15 protein-coding genes are annotated in these 17,133 nt (G+C 38.8%); 7 read left to right on the top strand and 8 right to left on the bottom strand.

All coding sequences use genetic code 11. The annotated features are described in order from the left end of the window. Window positions 1-33 precede the first annotated feature (33 nt). From AABJ51_RS14100 to AABJ51_RS14070, 7 genes are all read right to left on the bottom strand, one after another. Entirely contained in the window at window positions 34-909 is an 876-nt protein-coding gene (locus AABJ51_RS14100) for a carbon-nitrogen hydrolase (protein WP_338373019.1), read from the bottom strand. 220 nt (window positions 910-1,129) lie between these two features. Further along, window positions 1,130-2,158, bottom strand: coding sequence for a serine hydrolase domain-containing protein (locus tag AABJ51_RS14095; RefSeq protein ID WP_338373017.1), 1,029 nt, complete (start codon window positions 2,156-2,158; stop codon window positions 1,130-1,132). A 10-nt stretch (window positions 2,159-2,168) separates the two neighbouring features. Next, the gene (locus AABJ51_RS14090; RefSeq protein WP_338373016.1) at window positions 2,169-3,215 is read right to left on the bottom strand and encodes an agmatine deiminase family protein; all 1,047 of its coding nucleotides are present in this window, start codon (window positions 3,213-3,215) and stop codon (window positions 2,169-2,171) included. A 172-nt stretch (window positions 3,216-3,387) separates the two neighbouring features. Continuing rightward, the gene (locus tag AABJ51_RS14085) at window positions 3,388-4,587 is read right to left on the bottom strand and encodes an acetate/propionate family kinase (protein WP_026627157.1); all 1,200 of its coding nucleotides are present in this window, start codon (window positions 4,585-4,587) and stop codon (window positions 3,388-3,390) included. 40 nt (window positions 4,588-4,627) lie between these two features. Then, complete coding sequence (locus AABJ51_RS14080) at window positions 4,628-5,593, bottom strand: 3-hydroxyacyl-CoA dehydrogenase family protein (RefSeq protein ID WP_026627158.1); 966 nt, start codon at window positions 5,591-5,593, stop codon at window positions 4,628-4,630. Between the two features lie 56 nt (window positions 5,594-5,649). Beyond that, window positions 5,650-6,660 carry a phosphate acetyltransferase gene (gene pta, locus AABJ51_RS14075; RefSeq protein WP_026627159.1) on the bottom strand — a complete coding sequence of 337 codons (1,011 nt, stop codon included), beginning with the start codon at window positions 6,658-6,660 and terminating at the stop codon, window positions 5,650-5,652. Window positions 6,661-6,830: 170 nt separating this feature from the next. Next, on the bottom strand, window positions 6,831-7,172 hold the full coding sequence (locus tag AABJ51_RS14070; RefSeq protein WP_338373013.1) for a winged helix-turn-helix transcriptional regulator: 342 nt from the start codon (window positions 7,170-7,172) through the stop codon (window positions 6,831-6,833). A gap of 166 nt (window positions 7,173-7,338) precedes the next feature. Here AABJ51_RS14070 and AABJ51_RS14065 point away from each other — a divergent pair, with 166 nt between their 5' ends. From AABJ51_RS14065 to AABJ51_RS14050, 4 genes are all read left to right on the top strand, one after another. Beyond that, on the top strand, window positions 7,339-7,743 hold the full coding sequence (locus tag AABJ51_RS14065) for a GNAT family N-acetyltransferase (RefSeq protein WP_338373012.1): 405 nt from the start codon (window positions 7,339-7,341) through the stop codon (window positions 7,741-7,743). A gap of 109 nt (window positions 7,744-7,852) precedes the next feature. Beyond that, entirely contained in the window at window positions 7,853-8,122 is a 270-nt protein-coding gene (gene rpsO, locus AABJ51_RS14060) for a 30S ribosomal protein S15 (RefSeq protein WP_338373011.1), read from the top strand. A gap of 227 nt (window positions 8,123-8,349) precedes the next feature. After that, entirely contained in the window at window positions 8,350-9,651 is a 1,302-nt protein-coding gene (locus AABJ51_RS14055) for an MBOAT family O-acyltransferase (protein ID WP_338373009.1), read from the top strand. Window positions 9,652-9,657: 6 nt separating this feature from the next. Beyond that, the gene (locus tag AABJ51_RS14050; RefSeq protein WP_321577296.1) at window positions 9,658-10,554 is read left to right on the top strand and encodes a hypothetical protein; all 897 of its coding nucleotides are present in this window, start codon (window positions 9,658-9,660) and stop codon (window positions 10,552-10,554) included. Between the two features lie 6 nt (window positions 10,555-10,560). On the opposite strand, the gene AABJ51_RS14045 is transcribed toward AABJ51_RS14050, so the two are convergent. After that, window positions 10,561-12,189: a mechanosensitive ion channel family protein gene (locus AABJ51_RS14045; RefSeq protein ID WP_338373008.1), complete on the bottom strand. Its 1,629-nt coding sequence runs from the start codon at window positions 12,187-12,189 to the stop codon at window positions 10,561-10,563. A gap of 338 nt (window positions 12,190-12,527) precedes the next feature. Here AABJ51_RS14045 and AABJ51_RS14040 point away from each other — a divergent pair, with 338 nt between their 5' ends. The 3 genes from AABJ51_RS14040 to porK all read left to right on the top strand — a co-directional run bounded on the left by AABJ51_RS14040 (window position 12,528) and on the right by porK (window position 17,119). After that, the gene (locus tag AABJ51_RS14040) at window positions 12,528-14,372 is read left to right on the top strand and encodes a 4-hydroxy-3-methylbut-2-en-1-yl diphosphate synthase (RefSeq protein WP_026627165.1); all 1,845 of its coding nucleotides are present in this window, start codon (window positions 12,528-12,530) and stop codon (window positions 14,370-14,372) included. Window positions 14,373-14,616: 244 nt separating this feature from the next. Further along, on the top strand, window positions 14,617-15,561 hold the full coding sequence (locus tag AABJ51_RS14035) for a PorP/SprF family type IX secretion system membrane protein (RefSeq protein ID WP_134435554.1): 945 nt from the start codon (window positions 14,617-14,619) through the stop codon (window positions 15,559-15,561). 127 nt (window positions 15,562-15,688) lie between these two features. Beyond that, complete coding sequence (gene porK / locus AABJ51_RS14030; RefSeq protein ID WP_434781400.1) at window positions 15,689-17,119, top strand: T9SS ring complex lipoprotein PorK/GldK; 1,431 nt, start codon at window positions 15,689-15,691, stop codon at window positions 17,117-17,119. Window positions 17,120-17,133 lie beyond the last annotated feature (14 nt).

Here is a 17,133-nt window from a genome sequence, read left to right as displayed (position 1 = left end):
GAATCTTCTATATATTGTAAATCTCCCTAAAAATTAATCAATAAATCGGCGTGTAATATCTCCGAATGCATCAATACGACGATCTCGAAAGAATGGCCAGATGCGCCGAACATCTTCCGAACGTTTCATATCAACATCTATTATTTGTGTTTCTTCTTTATCATTTGATGCCTGCCAAAGGATTTCTCCCTGTGGACCTGCGACAAAACTACTGCCCCAAAAACTAATGCCGTTAGTTTGTTCCGATGGATCGGGTTCATACCCTACCCTGTTTACCGATATCACATTCAAGCCATTGGCTACTGCATGTCCCCGCTGGGATATGACCCACGCATTTCTCTGACGGTCTTTCTCATCTTGAGTATCTGTTGATTCCCATCCGATAGCTGTTGGATAAATCAATACCTCAGCTCCGGCTAAAGCCATCAAACGGGCTGCCTCGGGATACCACTGATCCCAGCAAACCAATATGCCTAATTTACCTAAAGATGTTTCAATCGGCTGAAATCCCAAATCTCCGGGTGTAAAGTAAAATTTCTCATAATACGCAGGATCATCCGGTATATGCATTTTACGGTACTTACCTGCAATGCTTCCGTCTTTTTCAATCACAACAGCTGTATTATGATATAAGCCGGGAGCTCTCTTTTCGAATAAAGAGAGAACCAATACAATGCCTAGTTCTTTCACTAACGTCCCGAATTCGTCGGTTGATTTACCAGGAATGCTTTCTGCCAGATCAAATACAGAAGTCTCTTCTGTTTGGCAGAAATACAATGAGTTATGCAATTCTTGTAATACAACGAGTTCTGCTCCTTGTTTTGCTAGTTTTGTTATGTTTTCTTTCAACTTGCCTACATTCGAAGCGATATCTGCCGAATTAGCTTGTTGCACGATTCCTACTTTCATAAATCTTATTTTAAGGTCAGAGACCTAATTATTTAACAACGTGAATCAGTTTTTAATAATCAGCCTTATAATATCAAAAGGTTACAAAGGTTACACAAAAGTATACTTTTTTTAGTTGTATCCTTTTCCTTTTTAATAAGACAAATCTTAATTATTTCTATTTATAGTTATTTACAGAACCAATCTATGCTCCCGGATTTCCTTATTATAGATAAAATTCTTAATTCTCAATCAGAGAATTTCTCACTAGATCTAAAATGCACGTATGATAGAAAAATGTTTTCTTTATGTTATCTGTGTCATAATCGATATTCTCAAGAACTATTACTCCTGTTTCGTATTCAGGAAAATAAAAATCCATAGAAACAAAACCGGGAATATATCCTGTCTGTCCCAATTGGATAAGATCCTCTGACGTATCAACTGTAATGCCATACCCATACTGTAATTGCCCAAAGATGGGATGATTTCTGACAGCATTCGACTGTTTCGTTACCATCAGGTCTAGAGTTTCTTTCCTCAAAAGTTTATCACCAAAGAGAGCTTCATTCCAAATAAAAAGATCTTGTACGGTTGAGATAAAACCTCCTGCGGCAACAATCACACCTTTCGTATTTTCCTTTTCCTCGACTATAGAACCATTGTCTTCTCTGTAGGATTTCACCAAATTTAGAGAACTTCTTGAATCCGGATGGAAAGTATTGTTCATTCCTATACTACGGAATAATGAGTCCGACTGATCAAGAAAACTTTTATGATTCAAGTGCTCCAATATATCTGTCAATAACTTATATCCGATTTGAGAATACAAAAATTTTTCGCCGTTAGGAAATACACTTGGTTTATTCATATCAACTATGCCATGAGTATGACAAAGTAAATCGTGAATAGTTACCGAGTCAGCCCAACCTTGCGTCAATTCGGGCAAATAATTTTTTATTGCCTTATCTAGCTTAACACGCCCTTTCTCAAACTCTTTCAAAATCATCACGGCTGTAATCTGTTTCGAAACAGAACCTATGACGAATCGGTCATTGTCAGATAATGCTATTTTTTTCTCAATATCCGAATATCCTTTTTGTGAAGAATAAACCACTTTTCCCTTCCGGTGGATAAGAATAACTCCATTAAAAGGTCTTATTGACTTTTTATTGATTAAAGAGTCAATAGAAACATAAGGACAATTCTGCCCAACAAGGAGAGATATAGATAACAGCCAAAACAACAAGACTGTAAACCACTTCATCATCAAATATTATTTATAAATAGCCTTCGGGATACTGCATGGTTATACAATGCAATGAGCCATGCTGTTTGATAATTGCTGAACAATCTATGCCGATTACCTCTCTCGTAGGGAAAGCCTTCTGAAGCTGCTCTGCTGCAACCTGATCCTTCGGTGTATTGTAAAACGGAACAATCACCAGTTCATTCATTATCAAAAAGTTTGCATAAGTAGCCGGCAAACGTTCTCCGTCTACCATCACTCTGGCAGCCATCGGCAGCTCTATCAGGTTATAAGGATTACCTTCAAAGTCTTTAAAAGAACGCAGCTGTTCTTCCATCTTAGATAAAGCCTCGTAATGTTCATCTTCTTGATCATCACACTTCACATAAGCGATGGTATGTTCGTCACAAAAACGCGCAAGAGTATCAATGTGGCTATCGGTATCATCTCCGGACAAATATCCATGATCGAGCCACAATACTCTTTTCAGACCGAAAGTTTCGATAAGATATTGCTCTATCTCTTTTTGAGTATAAGACGAATTTCTATTGGGAGAAAGTAAACATTCCGAAGTAGTTAATAAAGTGCCCTGTCCGTCAGATTCCAGAGCTCCACCTTCCAAAACAATGTCTTTTCTATTGACATATTTAACACTTTTGGCAAAAACTTCTTTAGCAAATAAACCTCTGTTAATCTGATTATCAAAGTTAGATGCAAACTTCAGTCCCCACCCGTTGAATGTAAAATCGAGCAGAAGTTTTTGTTTTCCATTGAATACAGAAATCCCAGCATGATCACGAGCCCAGGTATCATTCGAAGGCAGTTCTACCAATTTCAGATTCTTGAGTGCAGCTTTATCAGGCTCCAACTGAAATTTCACAGCCGAAGCATCCCTGCATACGATAATAAGTTTCTGATATTTAAGGATAGTACGTGCTATTTTCACATAACACGAAACTATTTCTTCTAACATGTAGTTCCAGTCCGTCCCGAAATGAGGCCATGTCAATTGGATAGCACTCTGTTTGTACCACTCGGGTGGAAAAAAATATGATGTTTCTTTTACCTTTTTTGCCATTGTAACAATACGTTAAGATCTTTGATCTTTTATTTATATTGCGCAAAGTTACACTTTTTGCTCCAATTGGCATATAGGGTCACAATCCTTTTTATAGAGTTGGTAAGTATAACTGCAACTGAAAGTTATAACTCTGATTAGCGTTGCTGTTATACTTACCCTCAATTATATGTTAAGCACTTACAATCTCCATCGTATCCGATGCGATCATAAACTCTTCGTCTGTAGGAATAACCACCACTTTCACTTTCGAATCCGGCGCACTGATTACAGCCTCATCTCCATGTATCTGGTTATTCATATCATAGTCGAGTTTAATACCCATAAATTCTAGATCTTTGCAAATCACTTCTCTCGAAATAGAGTGATTCTCACCAATACCTCCTGTAAAAATAAGCACATCCAACCCGCCAAGAGCAGCAGCGTAAGCTCCTACATATTTGCGGATACGATATGTAAATATATCGAATGCCAGTTCGGCTCTCTTATTACCGTCATTGTCTATAGCGGCACGAATATCACGCATATCCGAAGAAATACCCGATATACCTTGCATTCCACTGAATTTGTTCACAATAGTAGACATGGTTTGAGGTCCGATATTCTCTTTCTCCATAATAAACGAAAGTACTCCGGCATCGACATCACCCGAACGTGTTCCCATCAAAAGTCCTTCGACAGGAGTCATACCCATACTTGTATCGACTGATTTTCCACCCACTACAGCAGCCAATGAACCACCGTTACCAATATGAGCCGATACTATTTTCTGATCTTCGTAAGGTACTCCTAGAAATTCGCATGCACGACGGGTCACATACCTGTGACTGGTTCCGTGGAAACCATAACGTCTGATCGCATATTTTTCGTACAGAGAATAAGGCAATCCGTACATATACGCCTTAGCAGGCATAGTCTGGTGGAAAGCCGTATCGAATACCGCTACCTGAGGGATATCTCCCATCAAATCTTTTACGGCATTAATACCGGCAAGGTTCGGCGGATTGTGCAGAGGTGCAATGTCTATACATTCGACTACTTTTGTCATTACTTCGTCGGTGATAAGCACACTCTTGTTGAATTTTTCTCCTCCATGTACCACACGGTGACCCACGGCATCAATCTCACTCAAAGATTTTATACAACCATATTTTTCACTGGTCAATACTCCAAGTATATATTCGATTCCCGATTTGTGTTCAAGAATTTCTCCTTCAAGAACCACTTTGTCCGCACCATGAGTGAATTTAAGAAAAGAACCTTTCAAACCTATCTTTTCAATTCCTCCCTGAGCTATGACATGTTTGCTTTCCATATCGAAAAGCTTATATTTTATGGATGAACTTCCGCAGTTCAATACTAATACTTTCATAAATCTTCTTGTTAAGTAACGGTAAAATAGGTCTGAGACCTTAAATTAAATTGTTAGGTCCCAACTGCTTTCCGGCTTCATCATAGATATAGAAACCACGTCTCTCTTTCGCCCCGTATTGTTTTGAGTGATAAAGTCTCCACAATATCGGAGAGGCTTTATATTTCTTATCGCCATATTCGTGGAACATATCTTCCATCAGCATAACAATCTTTTCTATGCCAATAAGATCCGCTAATTCAAATATACCGTAACGCTGTCCGTATATGATTGTAAATTCTTTATCAATATCTTCGAGGGAGGCTAGGCTTTCCATTAATATGTGGCAGGCTTCATTCAACATCACCACCAATAGACGCATACTCACAAGACCGCTGCTCTCGCGCACTTCAACAGGAATATGTTTAATAAGCTTTGCAAAGCGGATGACCTTTTCCGACACTTCAGATGTAGTGAAGATACCCTTCACTATTTCGAGCAGACGGGCATCACTGTGAGGTATAGGGAAATGGATGCTTACACATCTGTCTTTATGTATAAGGTCTGCCGAAAGCTCACTGATAATCACGGTTGTTGCATTTGTCGCAATAACTGCATCGGGAGCAAGAACCTCTTCCAATTTACGGAAAACTTCTTTACGCAGGGCAATGCTGCGTTCTCCATTCGCTTCGTAGCGGATACACTCTATTACGAAATCACAATCTTTCAGATCGGCATAATCCAACGAACCGGTTATGCGCCCCATTGTCGCTCTCTTTTCACTCTGGGTTAACCCCCAGTTTTCTATCTTTGTATCAAGGCTATGCTCTATCTCTCTAAGAGCATCCTGAATTTTGTCTTCCGATATTTCGATAAAGACAACTTCGAGCCCCGATTGTGCCGTCAGGTTTACAATACTACGCCCGTCGCGACCACAACCGACTACGCCTATCTTAGAGAATAATGCTTTTTCTCCATCTTTTTTGCTTAGTCCATAACCTTCTATCGGTTCTTTTATTTCAGCCATATGTAATTATTATATATTCCGTTATTAAGTTTTATGATAGAGAAAGGTCTACTTCCCTATTTCTTCTTTGCAGCGATAGCCTGATTAGCTGCAATAGCTACCAATTTATAAATATCATCTACCGAGCAACCGCGAGACAAGTCGTTAACGGGAGCTGCCATACCCTGCAAAATAGGCCCTACCGCTTCGGCTCCACCTAAACGCTGAACCAATTTATATGCGATATTACCAACCTCAAGTGAAGGGAATACCAATACATTAGCATTTCCGGCAACCTTACTGCCCGGAGCCTTGCTTGCTCCTACTGATGGCACTAATGCTGCATCGGCTTGTAATTCGCCATCAATCTGAAGTGACGGATCTATTTGTTTTGCCAATGCCGTAGCCTCAACGACCTTGTCTACCATCGGGTCTTTGGCACTACCTTTAGTTGAGAAACTCAACATTGCCACTTTTGGTTCTTCTCCAACCAAAGCTCTGGCTGTATGCGCCGACGCAACTGCAATTTCAGCCAATTGAGATGCTGTAGGATTAGGAGTTACAGCACAGTCTGCAAAAACAAGAATACCATTAGGTACATACTGATTGTTTTCTACAAACATCAGAAATGCCCCCGATACTACGCTGATACCCGGTGCTGTTTTAATAATCTGTAATGCAGGACGCAAAACATTTCCGGTAGTATTTTGTGCACCGGCAATTTCACCATCGGCATCACCGTTTTTAATCATCAAACATCCCAAATACAATGGATCTTGAGCTAATGTAGCAGCTTGTTCCGGTGTCATCCCTTTTGCTTTACGCAATTCAAAAAGCAAGTTTGCGTACTCTTGTTTCTTTGCGTTGTTTTTAGGGTCAACAATCGTCGCTTTATCAATATTGTTCAGACCGAACTGCGATGCAAGTTTTTTTATTTCATCCGGATTACCGATAAGAATTATGTCAGCCACACCATCAGCCACCAGTTTATCTGCTGCTTTAAGTGTTCTTTCTTCAGTACCTTCAGGTAATACAATACGTTGCTTATCAGCTTTCGCCCTTTCAATAATCTGATTAATCAAGTCCATAATATTTTGTTATTTTATTTTTTATTGTAGAGATAGATATATAATATTTCACGTTTACAATTATCCTTACAAATATAATGAATTGTAAAATGGAGTTTGCAATTTAAAGAAAGAAAAATGCAAACAAATTATATAATAAACGAATTTTTCACAGAAAGGTTTATCCCTTATTATTTTATTTTGATGTTTTGTACAGCCCAATCAGATATAGACTTTATATATGACACCATCTCCCGCCCTAATGAGGTCAACTCGTATTCAACTCTGGGTGGAACTTCGGGATAAACTGTTCTCAACACAAAAGCATCTTCTTCCAACACACGAAGGGTCGAAGACAGCATCTTAAGGGATATACCATCTATGCTGGATGATAATTCAGTGAAACGCATCACCCCATTTTCCGACAATGTATTAATGATCAGTACAGACCATTTATCTCCAAATCGATCCATTACAACCCTAAAGGGGCATCGTTCGGAACATAATTTTTTTTTCGCAAATTTTCCTGACATAATTCTTTGACAAATAACAATACTAACCTTCAGGTTATATTCTGACAAAACATAACTTATTGTATTTCAATACACATAAATATATCTTTATCTCTCAAATATAACATATTCCATCAAAAAAACGACACGTTATATTTATCCCAATTTCAATAAAAACAATTTCAAGATGAACATTACATTCAAAGACACCGTCGATTTTAAAGCTCAGCAATTGCAGAATTTATTTTTATCTGTAAAATGGTCTTCGGGGCACTATCCCGAAAAACTAGTTATAGCCATGAAACATTCCGGCTCTGTATTCTCGGCATGGGACGGAGATAAGCTAATCGGCTTGATAAGCGCGATGGACGACACCATTATGAACGCTTATATCCATTATCTACTCATAGCCCCCGAATATCAAGGAAAAGGCATAGGCAAACAACTCATAAATAGAATAAAGGAACGGTACAGCGACTTTATGAGAATCATACTAATCGCCTACAACAAAGAGGTGCCATTTTACCACAACTGTGGTTTTGAAAGCGGAGAAGATAAAACACCGATGTTTATTACATCTTTGTGGACATAAGAATAAAAAGAGAAGATTTTATTTTTATGTCAAAAAAATCATAATCTTTTGTATAACAGAAAAGAACTCTTATCTTTGTGCCGAATTTTAATCAAAATAAAAAGAAATCATGTATTTAGATTCTGAAAAAAAGAAAGAAATCTTTGCTAAATACGGAAAGTCTAACACTGATACTGGCTCACCTGAAGCTCAGATTGCTTTGTTTTCGTACCGTATTTCGCATTTGACCGATCACTTGAAGTCAAATCATAAAGATTATAACACTGAACGTTCTCTTAAAATGTTAGTAGGTAAACGTCGTCGTTTACTTGACTATCTGATAGAAATAGATATCGAAAGATATCGTGCTATCATCAAAGAACTAGGTATCAGAAAGTAAAATCTTTCCGAACGAAACAAAAGTTACTACTTCGAGAAATCATGTAGTAACTTTTTCTTTTTCTTCTCACAGGGACTATTTTCACGTATTATTGAATATTCGCAGACACTTAGCATCAAATGTTATTCACGAGTCTACCCTTTCTTGTTCTGTTTTTTATTACCTTCTCCATATATTACCTGCCCTATTTAAGAAAACACCAGGTTTCTATATTAGTAATAGCCAGTTTGTTTTTCTATGCATACGATGAACCTTGGTTTACTTTATTATTATTATTTTCGGCCTCGATTAATATACTTACCAGTTATTATGTAGTGTACGGAAATCAAAAAAACAGAAAACTAATAGCTGTTTCAGGTATTGTCTTAAATCTTGCCGGATTAGCCTTTTTTAAATACAGTCCTCTTATTTCGCAAACACTATTTTCGGCTGACAGTTCTGTCGGACATTTTCTGCTCAAGATACCTTTACCCATAGGTATTTCGTTCTTTACGTTCGAAGGAATAAGTTTAGTTATAGATGTATGGCGAGATAAAAAAGAAGATAAAACCACAACTTTAGTTACCCCTTCATTAGCAAGACATGCACAGCGGACTCTATTCTTTATTTCGTTCTTTCCGCACCTCATCGCAGGACCTATCCTGAAGGCACACGATTTTTATCCGCAGATAGCCGAAAAAAAATTTAGAAATATAGCATGGGAAAGCGCATTCAAAACACTCATTACCGGCTATTTTCTGAAAATGGTAGTTGCCGATAATCTCAAAAATTTCACTTTTTGGATTGCCTATCCTTATTTTGAGGCATACTCTACAATCGACCTGTGCACTATGCTATTCGGATATTCAATACAAATATTCGCCGATTTTGCAGGATACTCTCTGATCGCAATAGGACTTGCAAAATTATTCGGATACGATTTTCAAACAAACTTTTATTTCCCGTACATATCGACCTCCTTCAAAGAGTTCTGGAAAAGATGGCACATATCCCTATCTACATTCCTGATGCAATACTTATATATTCCTCTCGGAGGTAACCGGAAAGGAAAATTTAGGACATACCTCAACCTCCTTTTAACTATGGTATTAGGCGGACTATGGCATGGAGCTGCATGGAGTTATGCCACATGGGGCTTATTCCATGGAGGAATGCTGGCTATCGAACGGCTCGTAAACGACAATGTGAAAATCAAACTACCGAAATCGGTATTGATACTTAAAGGACTCTTTGTTTTTATAATGGTAACCCTTGCCTGGTTATTATTCAAACTTCCCGATTTCAGCCATGTAATTAAGTATTTTCAGGCAATGGGAAATAATATTACAAATCAGGGAAATGTAAAGCTCAATATGTATATCATACTATACTCTATTCCGGTAGTAGTATATCATCTGTTATACTTATACAAGGATTCTAAATTCTGGAAAAGAATACAGACTCAAGAACATTTTTTATATGCAGTTATGCTATTTTTTATTATAACCAATAGTGGGACAAGCGGTTCGTTTATATATTTTCAATTTTAAGAAACTATGATAAAGAAAACGTTAGTAACATTTTTAATTCTATTCTGTGCATATACGTTTATAGTAACTTATGTAGTTGACCCAAACCGTGTAGTATCAGAACACCAATGGCAGGACAATCAGATAAAGACCCAAAGATATCTGTTTTCAGATAACGACTCAATAAGTGCTATCATTGTAGGTTCTTCGTTATCTGAAAGATTACACATGAATATGCTACCCCATTTTTACAATCTGGGATTATTAGGATTGGGAGCTATAGACGGTCTGGCTACCATAAAGGCGAAAGGAAATTATCCGAAATATATTTTTATAGAAACAAACCATATCGACCGTCCTCTCAATGACGAACTCAAAAATTCTATCGAAAATCCATTAATGACTCCTCTCCGCCGCCATTTTATCTCTTTAAGGGATGGCAAACAACCCTTGGGTTTTATAGCCATTCCGTATGCACAGAAAGCGACAGCATACGGTATTTATCTATTGCAGGTTACTCTTTCGAAAATAATATCGAAACAGACAGAACAAGGATCAGAGATATCAGTAAATATCTTTGATAAAATGCTTACACAATCGATTGAGCAACAGAATAAAATACCCCTTAATCTCGATACCGAAATAAATATACTGAAAAAATATGTAGAAGATGCAAGTCGACAGGGTTCGACCATTATATTTTTTGAAATGCCAATACAGCAGCAATTATGCGGATTACCCAGACCTATGTCAATCCGTAAGGAAATTTACAAACACTTCCTCCGTAATCAATACCGGTATATAGATATCCCCGACTGTGCAGAATACAGAACGACAGACGGGGAACATTTAGATTATATTTCGGCAAAGAAATATACCGAATATTTAAAAAAGCAAATTGAATCTCTCGGATTGAAGTTTTAGTCAATTTTATTTAGCTGCCGGAATTTCATCTATGTTTTTATTCACTCTGTAATGAGGAGATAACAATTCTACCCCGGCTTCACCGAATACATCCTGAATATGTTTCTTAAGTTCCGAATAAATATGCGGCATCCGGTTAGCTTCTCGTGTATATACATTCAGCTGATATGATACATAAAACTCATCAAGAGCCTCTTGCTGTATAAATGGTTTCGGATTTTTTAATAGCAACTCTGTCCTATTTGCAACTTCTTTCAATAGTTCGTGTACCCTAGTCCAGGGAATATCATAGCCGATAGTTACGGACGTATATAATATCAGTCCATACTCACGTGCAGACTGCGAATAATTAATTGTTTTGGAATTCATCACACTCGAATTAGGAATAGTGATTAACTCATTCTTAGATGTCTTTACCCGAGTTACTAAAGCCGTTTTTTCGATTACATTACCCACACAATCATCCATCTTTACACGGTCTCCGATTTTGAAAGGACGCATATATGTAATAACCAGACCTGCAACAAGGTTACCGATAACCGATGTCGATCCCAACGAAAGCAATAGCCCCGCAAACACAGACACTCCTTGAAATATCGGCGAATCCGATTTTGGCAGATAAGGAAATATCAAGATAAACATAAATATATACAAAATACCGCTCACAATATTATAGGTAGGAACCGCCCAATCGGCATAAAAACCTTTAATCGTGATTTTGCCTTCGGCTACCCTATCAGCCAGTGATTTGATAAACTTCTGCCCGTACCTGAATATGACAATTATCACAAGAATTGTAAATAGTTTGGGCATATAATCAGCCACACTTTTAGCTATAGATCTCAACGGAATCACAACATATCCCCAGAGCTGATCGGCCCATCCCATAGTTGCCGGAAAGACCTTAAACAGTGCCCATAACCCCCAGTATAGAGAAAAGATAACGATAAAAAAGCGTAATATCTTTAACAAAAAGATTAATATATACACCTGTTTATTAGCGTCTATCAGTCCTACAAGGCTTTTTATATGTCTGCCTCGCTGAAGCCAGATCAGGACTCTCACCCTACGGGTGCCCTTGATTATAAGCCAAATAATAAGACCTTGTACAGCTATAATCAGAATGGTATAACCGATCTGTATGGCAATACGTTTGAGACTCGTCTCATCCTGCTGCTTCTGGATGGAACTAATAATCTCATCGAGATAGTTTTGAGCTAATTCCGAACGTGTAGTTTTCAAGAAACTGGCTTGGAGGGTATCAACACTCATAATGATGTCACCCTTATACATAATATTTATATTACCGTTTACATCAACAAGCTTCATTGAATCCTCTGCGAAAAAAGGATCCTCTTCCATCTTGGAGATCCTTTCATTGATAGCTTCCGCTCGTTGTTTTGCTGTAAAAGATCCGATATTGCCGTATACAAAGAAAATAGTGTCACGGAAAGGAACCACCGGAGATTTTCCGGGGGCTATTTTAGCAACCTGAGCCGTATCTGCTTTCGATACCTCAACTTTCTTCTTATTCTTTTTAGAATTTCTCTTTTGTGCGGATGCCGGATCTAAACTAAAAGCTAACAAACCCAAGATACACAAAAAGTAAAAGATGTATGAATTTCCCTTGCACATATACTTTTCACAATTAGTAATCAGCAAATATAATTATATATCGGTAAAAGCAATTTTTCCGGCTGGCATTATTTTTTTATCCACACCCAAAACCACCGAAAATTAATGCCATGTATCAAATCTGATAAAAGAGCAATTCTTCCGGATACATCAATAAGCAATCGTATTTATCTATAATACATATAAATCGGAAGGCTTAATTAAAATCCTGAAACAAAAAATATCTACCTTTGTTATTACCTAAAATACTGATGCGTTTATATAATATAAGCCGGGTGTTTTACGTTTTTGAAATCAATGGCAGGTAAGTAATCCTGTATGAAGCTAAAAAACTTAATATGAATATTTTCAATTATAAAAGACGGCAATCATCTGTTGCCAACATAGGCAATACGCCGCTTGGAGGAAATAATCCGATCAGGATACAATCGATGACAAGTACCAATACCAATGATACGGAAGCCAGTGTCGAACAATCTATCCGGATCATCGAAGCCGGAGCTGACTATGTACGCCTTACTGCACAAGGGGTAAGAGAGGCCGAAAACCTGAAAAACATAAAAGAAGAGATTAGAAAAAGAGGTTATTCAACACCTCTTGTCGCCGATATACACTTCAACCCTCGCGCAGCCGAAGCTGCGGCAAAATACGTAGAAAAAGTACGTATCAACCCGGGGAACTTTGTAGACGGAGCGAAAACTTTCGACGGAAAAGAACTTACAGAAGAAGAATATGCTGCCGAGATAAACAAAATCCGCACTAAGCTGACTTCTTTTCTCAATATTTGCAAAGAACACAAAACAGCTGTCCGTATAGGTGTCAACCATGGTTCGCTGTCAGACCGTATTCTGACCCGCTATGGAGATACTCCCGAAGGGATGGTCGAATCATGCATGGAATTCCTTCGAATATGTATCGAGGAAGATTTCAGAGATATAGCCATCTCCATGAAAGCATCAAATACTGTAGTGATGACAAAAGCAGTACGGCTGCTTGTTGAAAAAATGAATGCAGAAGGTCTTGCTTTTCCTTTGCACCTTGGTGTTACCGAAGCCGGAGACGGAGAAGACGGCCGCATCAAATCGGCTGTTGGTATAGGAGCTTTACTATCGGATGGAATCGGCGATACCATTCGTGTATCACTCAGTGAAGACCCCGAATACGAAGTGCCGGTAGCTAAAAAACTGGCAAATTATATAAAAGAAAGAGAAAATCATCCGGAAATAAAAGCAACCGTAAATTCGGGCTTTTCTCCATTCTCTGCATTACGCAGACAAACTTATGCCGTCGGCAATATCGGAGCGGATCACCTCCCGGTTATAATATCCGATAGATCAAACGGCGATTTCGATTTTAACGTACACTTCTTACCCGATTATATCTACGTCGGTAAGAATCTGACAGAAAGAACCCCCAGGGCAATCTCTTTGATTATTGATTTCGAAACATGGACAAATGAGAAGAATACCTATCCGTTATTCACTAAAGACAATCTGAATAAGGCTGGTCAAGTTAATTCTGATATTAAATTTGTCCGGCTGAGCTATCCTGAGCTGACAGATGATATCTTATCAATACTTAAAGCCGACAAAAGTATCGTAATCATACTTACAACCAACCATATAAACGGTGTCGGCGAACAACGGGCATTCATACATACTCTCATGAATAATGATTGCGAAATACCCGTTATCCTGCAGCGAAAATACAACGAAAACGAAGCCGAAGACCTTCAGATCAAAGCGGCTGCAGATTTAGGAGCGGTACTTCTCGATGGATTCGGAAACGGTCTGATGCTTCAGAATTCGGGAAATATCGAATATAAAAAAGTTGATGCATACGCATATGGTATTTTACAGGCAGCACGGGTACGCACCAGTAAAACAGAATATATTTCGTGTCCGAGCTGCGGACGCACCCTCTTCGATCTGCAATCGACAGTCGCAAGGGTAAAAGAATCTACTTCTCACCTCAAACACCTGAAAATAGGAGTAATGGGCTGTATAGTAAACGGTCCCGGCGAAATGGCTGATGCCGATTACGGATATGTTGGAGCTGAAAAGGGTAAAATATCTCTGTATAAAAAGCAAACCTGTATCGAAAAGAATATTCCTTCGGATTTGGCTGTCGAAAGATTAGTCCAACTCATCAAAGAGAATGGAGACTGGAAAGATCCGGAATAAACACTGAACAGAATAAAATAACGCACAATGTATTAAGGTCTCAGACCTATTTGTTGACTTTGCAAGTGAGAAACAATAGTCGGTTATCGCTTAAAATACGTCATTAAATACTTTCTGTAACTTATAGTGAGACCTTAATAAATTATAATACATTGTGTTAGTTAAATATAAAAAGCGTATTTTTAGCCCCTGAAAATTTATTTTATAAGAAATAAAGAGGTTTACAGCCTCAAAGAACGTATTAATGAGATTCGGCGGTTTAGCACTCACTGTATTGATTATTTTATGCTTCACTATGAACCTTCGGGCTCAATGGGATGCCCAGATCAGTCAATACTGGAGAACAAAAACTTTTTTCAACCCTTCTTTTGCCGGTGAAACAGATTCCATACAAGCATCTGCACTCCACCGCATGCAATGGATAGGGATAGAACACGCTCCGCGGACATTTGTAATCAATGCAGATATGCCGGTTCGCTTTCTGGATAGAAAACACGGGGTGGGAGTACTGGTTAATACCGAATCGATAGGGTTATTCAAAAACATGTTTGTCGGAGGACAATATGTCTTTAAAAAAAGCTGGAAGAAGAATACTTTAAATATAGGAGTACAGGCCGGATTTATCAACATCGGTTTTGATGCTACAAAAATCCGCATTCCCGAAGAGTTGAAAGACTACGAGGAAAATGTACCTGCGGCAGAAGCAAACGGAAAATCATTTGACGCCGCCATCGGTATATCCTGGATAACCCCCAAATACTATATCGGAGTATCTTCGACCCACTTAACACAACCCAAATTCGACATCGACGACAATACAGTTCTTGATATCAACAGGATATATTATTTCACAGCAGGCTATAACTTAAGATTCAAACGGTCGAAATACGAATTTCAACCGTCTGTCCTGATAAAAACAGACACAAAAGCCACTCAATACGATATAACAGCCAGAGTTGTATATAATAAGACGTTTAATGGCGGTATATCTTGGAGAAAAGACGACGGTTTTGTATTTTTGCTCGGGATGAACGTATACGGATTTGATCTTGGTTATGCGTATGACCTGTCGACATCCGAAATATCGAAGGCCAGCAGCGGAACTCACGAGTTTGTAATACGCTATTATATGCCCGTCCGGCTGACAAAAAAAGGACAAAACAGCCATAAAAGTATTCGAATACTTTAAAGGCCTCTTGCTATTTTATATAAGTGATGTATAACAGGCTTTGGCTGATTTCTGACCAAAGCAATAAAAAGGTCTCAGACCTTAGAAACAAGACTTTATGATAAAGGGATCCGGATTCTCAGATAATATGAAGAAATCTATTTTTACCGCAGTCTCTGCCTTGCTTATACTTTCGTCCTGCGGAAAACCGGGAGGAGCCGGAAGCGTAGGCGGTGAACTTGTCGGTGCAGGCGGATCGTCATGGGCCGAGCCTGCTCCTTTCGGGATGGTATTAGTATCAAGAGGGCACATAGCTATGGGACCATCCGACAGCGATTCGCTATGGGGGCAGATTGCCAGTGCCAAAGGTATCTCTGTAGATGCTTTCTGGATGGATGATACGGAAATAACAAATTCAGAATATAAGCAGTTTGTATACTGGGTAAGAGATTCCATTATCCGAGAAAGGCTCGCTGACCCTTCATTCGGAAATGATGAAACCTACAAAATAACCGAAGACCGATACGGAGACCCCGTAAAGCCATACCTTAACTGGAAGAAAGCTATTCCATGGAAACGTCCGGACGAATTTGCAGAAGCAGCTCTTCTCAGTGTAACAAAGGTAAATCCGATAACAGGAGAAAGGGGAATCGACCCCGAACAGCTTAATTTCAGATACGAATGGTTTGATCATACCGAAGCCGCAAAACGGCAAAACAGGTTGAATCCATCTCAACGGGTACTTAACACCGATATTGTTGTAGATCCTAACGAGATGGTTATGATCTCAAAGGATACTGCGTTTATCGATGAGAACGGTAAGCCTGTGAACCTGACTATCAATAGGCCGTTGAGTTCCTTATTTGATTTCGTAAATACAAAAATCGTAAATATATACCCCGATACAACTGTTTGGGTAAATGACTTCAATAATGCGTACAATGAACCTTATATGAGAATGTATTTCTCTCATCCCGGTTATAACGATTATCCTGTGGTAGGGGTAACCTGGGAACAGGCTACTGCTTTTTGCGAATGGCGAACCATGTTTTATAAAATGGGTATCGGAGCCAGAGGAGGCAGGGATATCGAACCATTTCGTCTGCCAACCGAAGCCGAATGGGAATTTGCAGCCCGCAGCGGACGCTCGGAAAACAAATACCCTTGGGATTCGGAAGAAACCCAGTCAGAAAAAGGATGCTTTCTTGCAAACTTTAAGCCCGGAGAAGGAAATTACACAAAAGACGGAAACCTCATTTCCTCCCGAGTGGGAACATATGCTCCGAATGTTTTCGGGTTGTACGATATGGCGGGTAATGTATCGGAATGGACATCGACACAATACACCGAAGCCGGAAGCAAAGAGATGAGTGATATGAACCCCGAAAACAGATACAATGCTGCAATTGAAGATCCTTATGCCATTAAAAAGAAGGTGGTAAAAGGCGGCTCATGGAAAGACGTAGGTCGGTTCATCCGAGGAGATATGCGGGAAGCCGAATTTCAGAATCAACCCCGTTCGTATATCGGATTCCGTTGTGTAAGAACTCAAATCGGATTTTCGAAATCAAAAAAATAAGGTTAAAGACCTTC

This window comes from Indolivaga capnocytophagoides (assembly GCF_036511535.1).
In the GTDB taxonomy this organism is placed as follows: Bacteria; Bacteroidota; Bacteroidia; order Bacteroidales; family Dysgonomonadaceae; genus Dysgonomonas_A; species Dysgonomonas_A capnocytophagoides.
The sequence above is the reverse complement of the archived record's forward strand: the minus strand, read 5'-3'. Positions and strand labels throughout refer to the sequence as shown.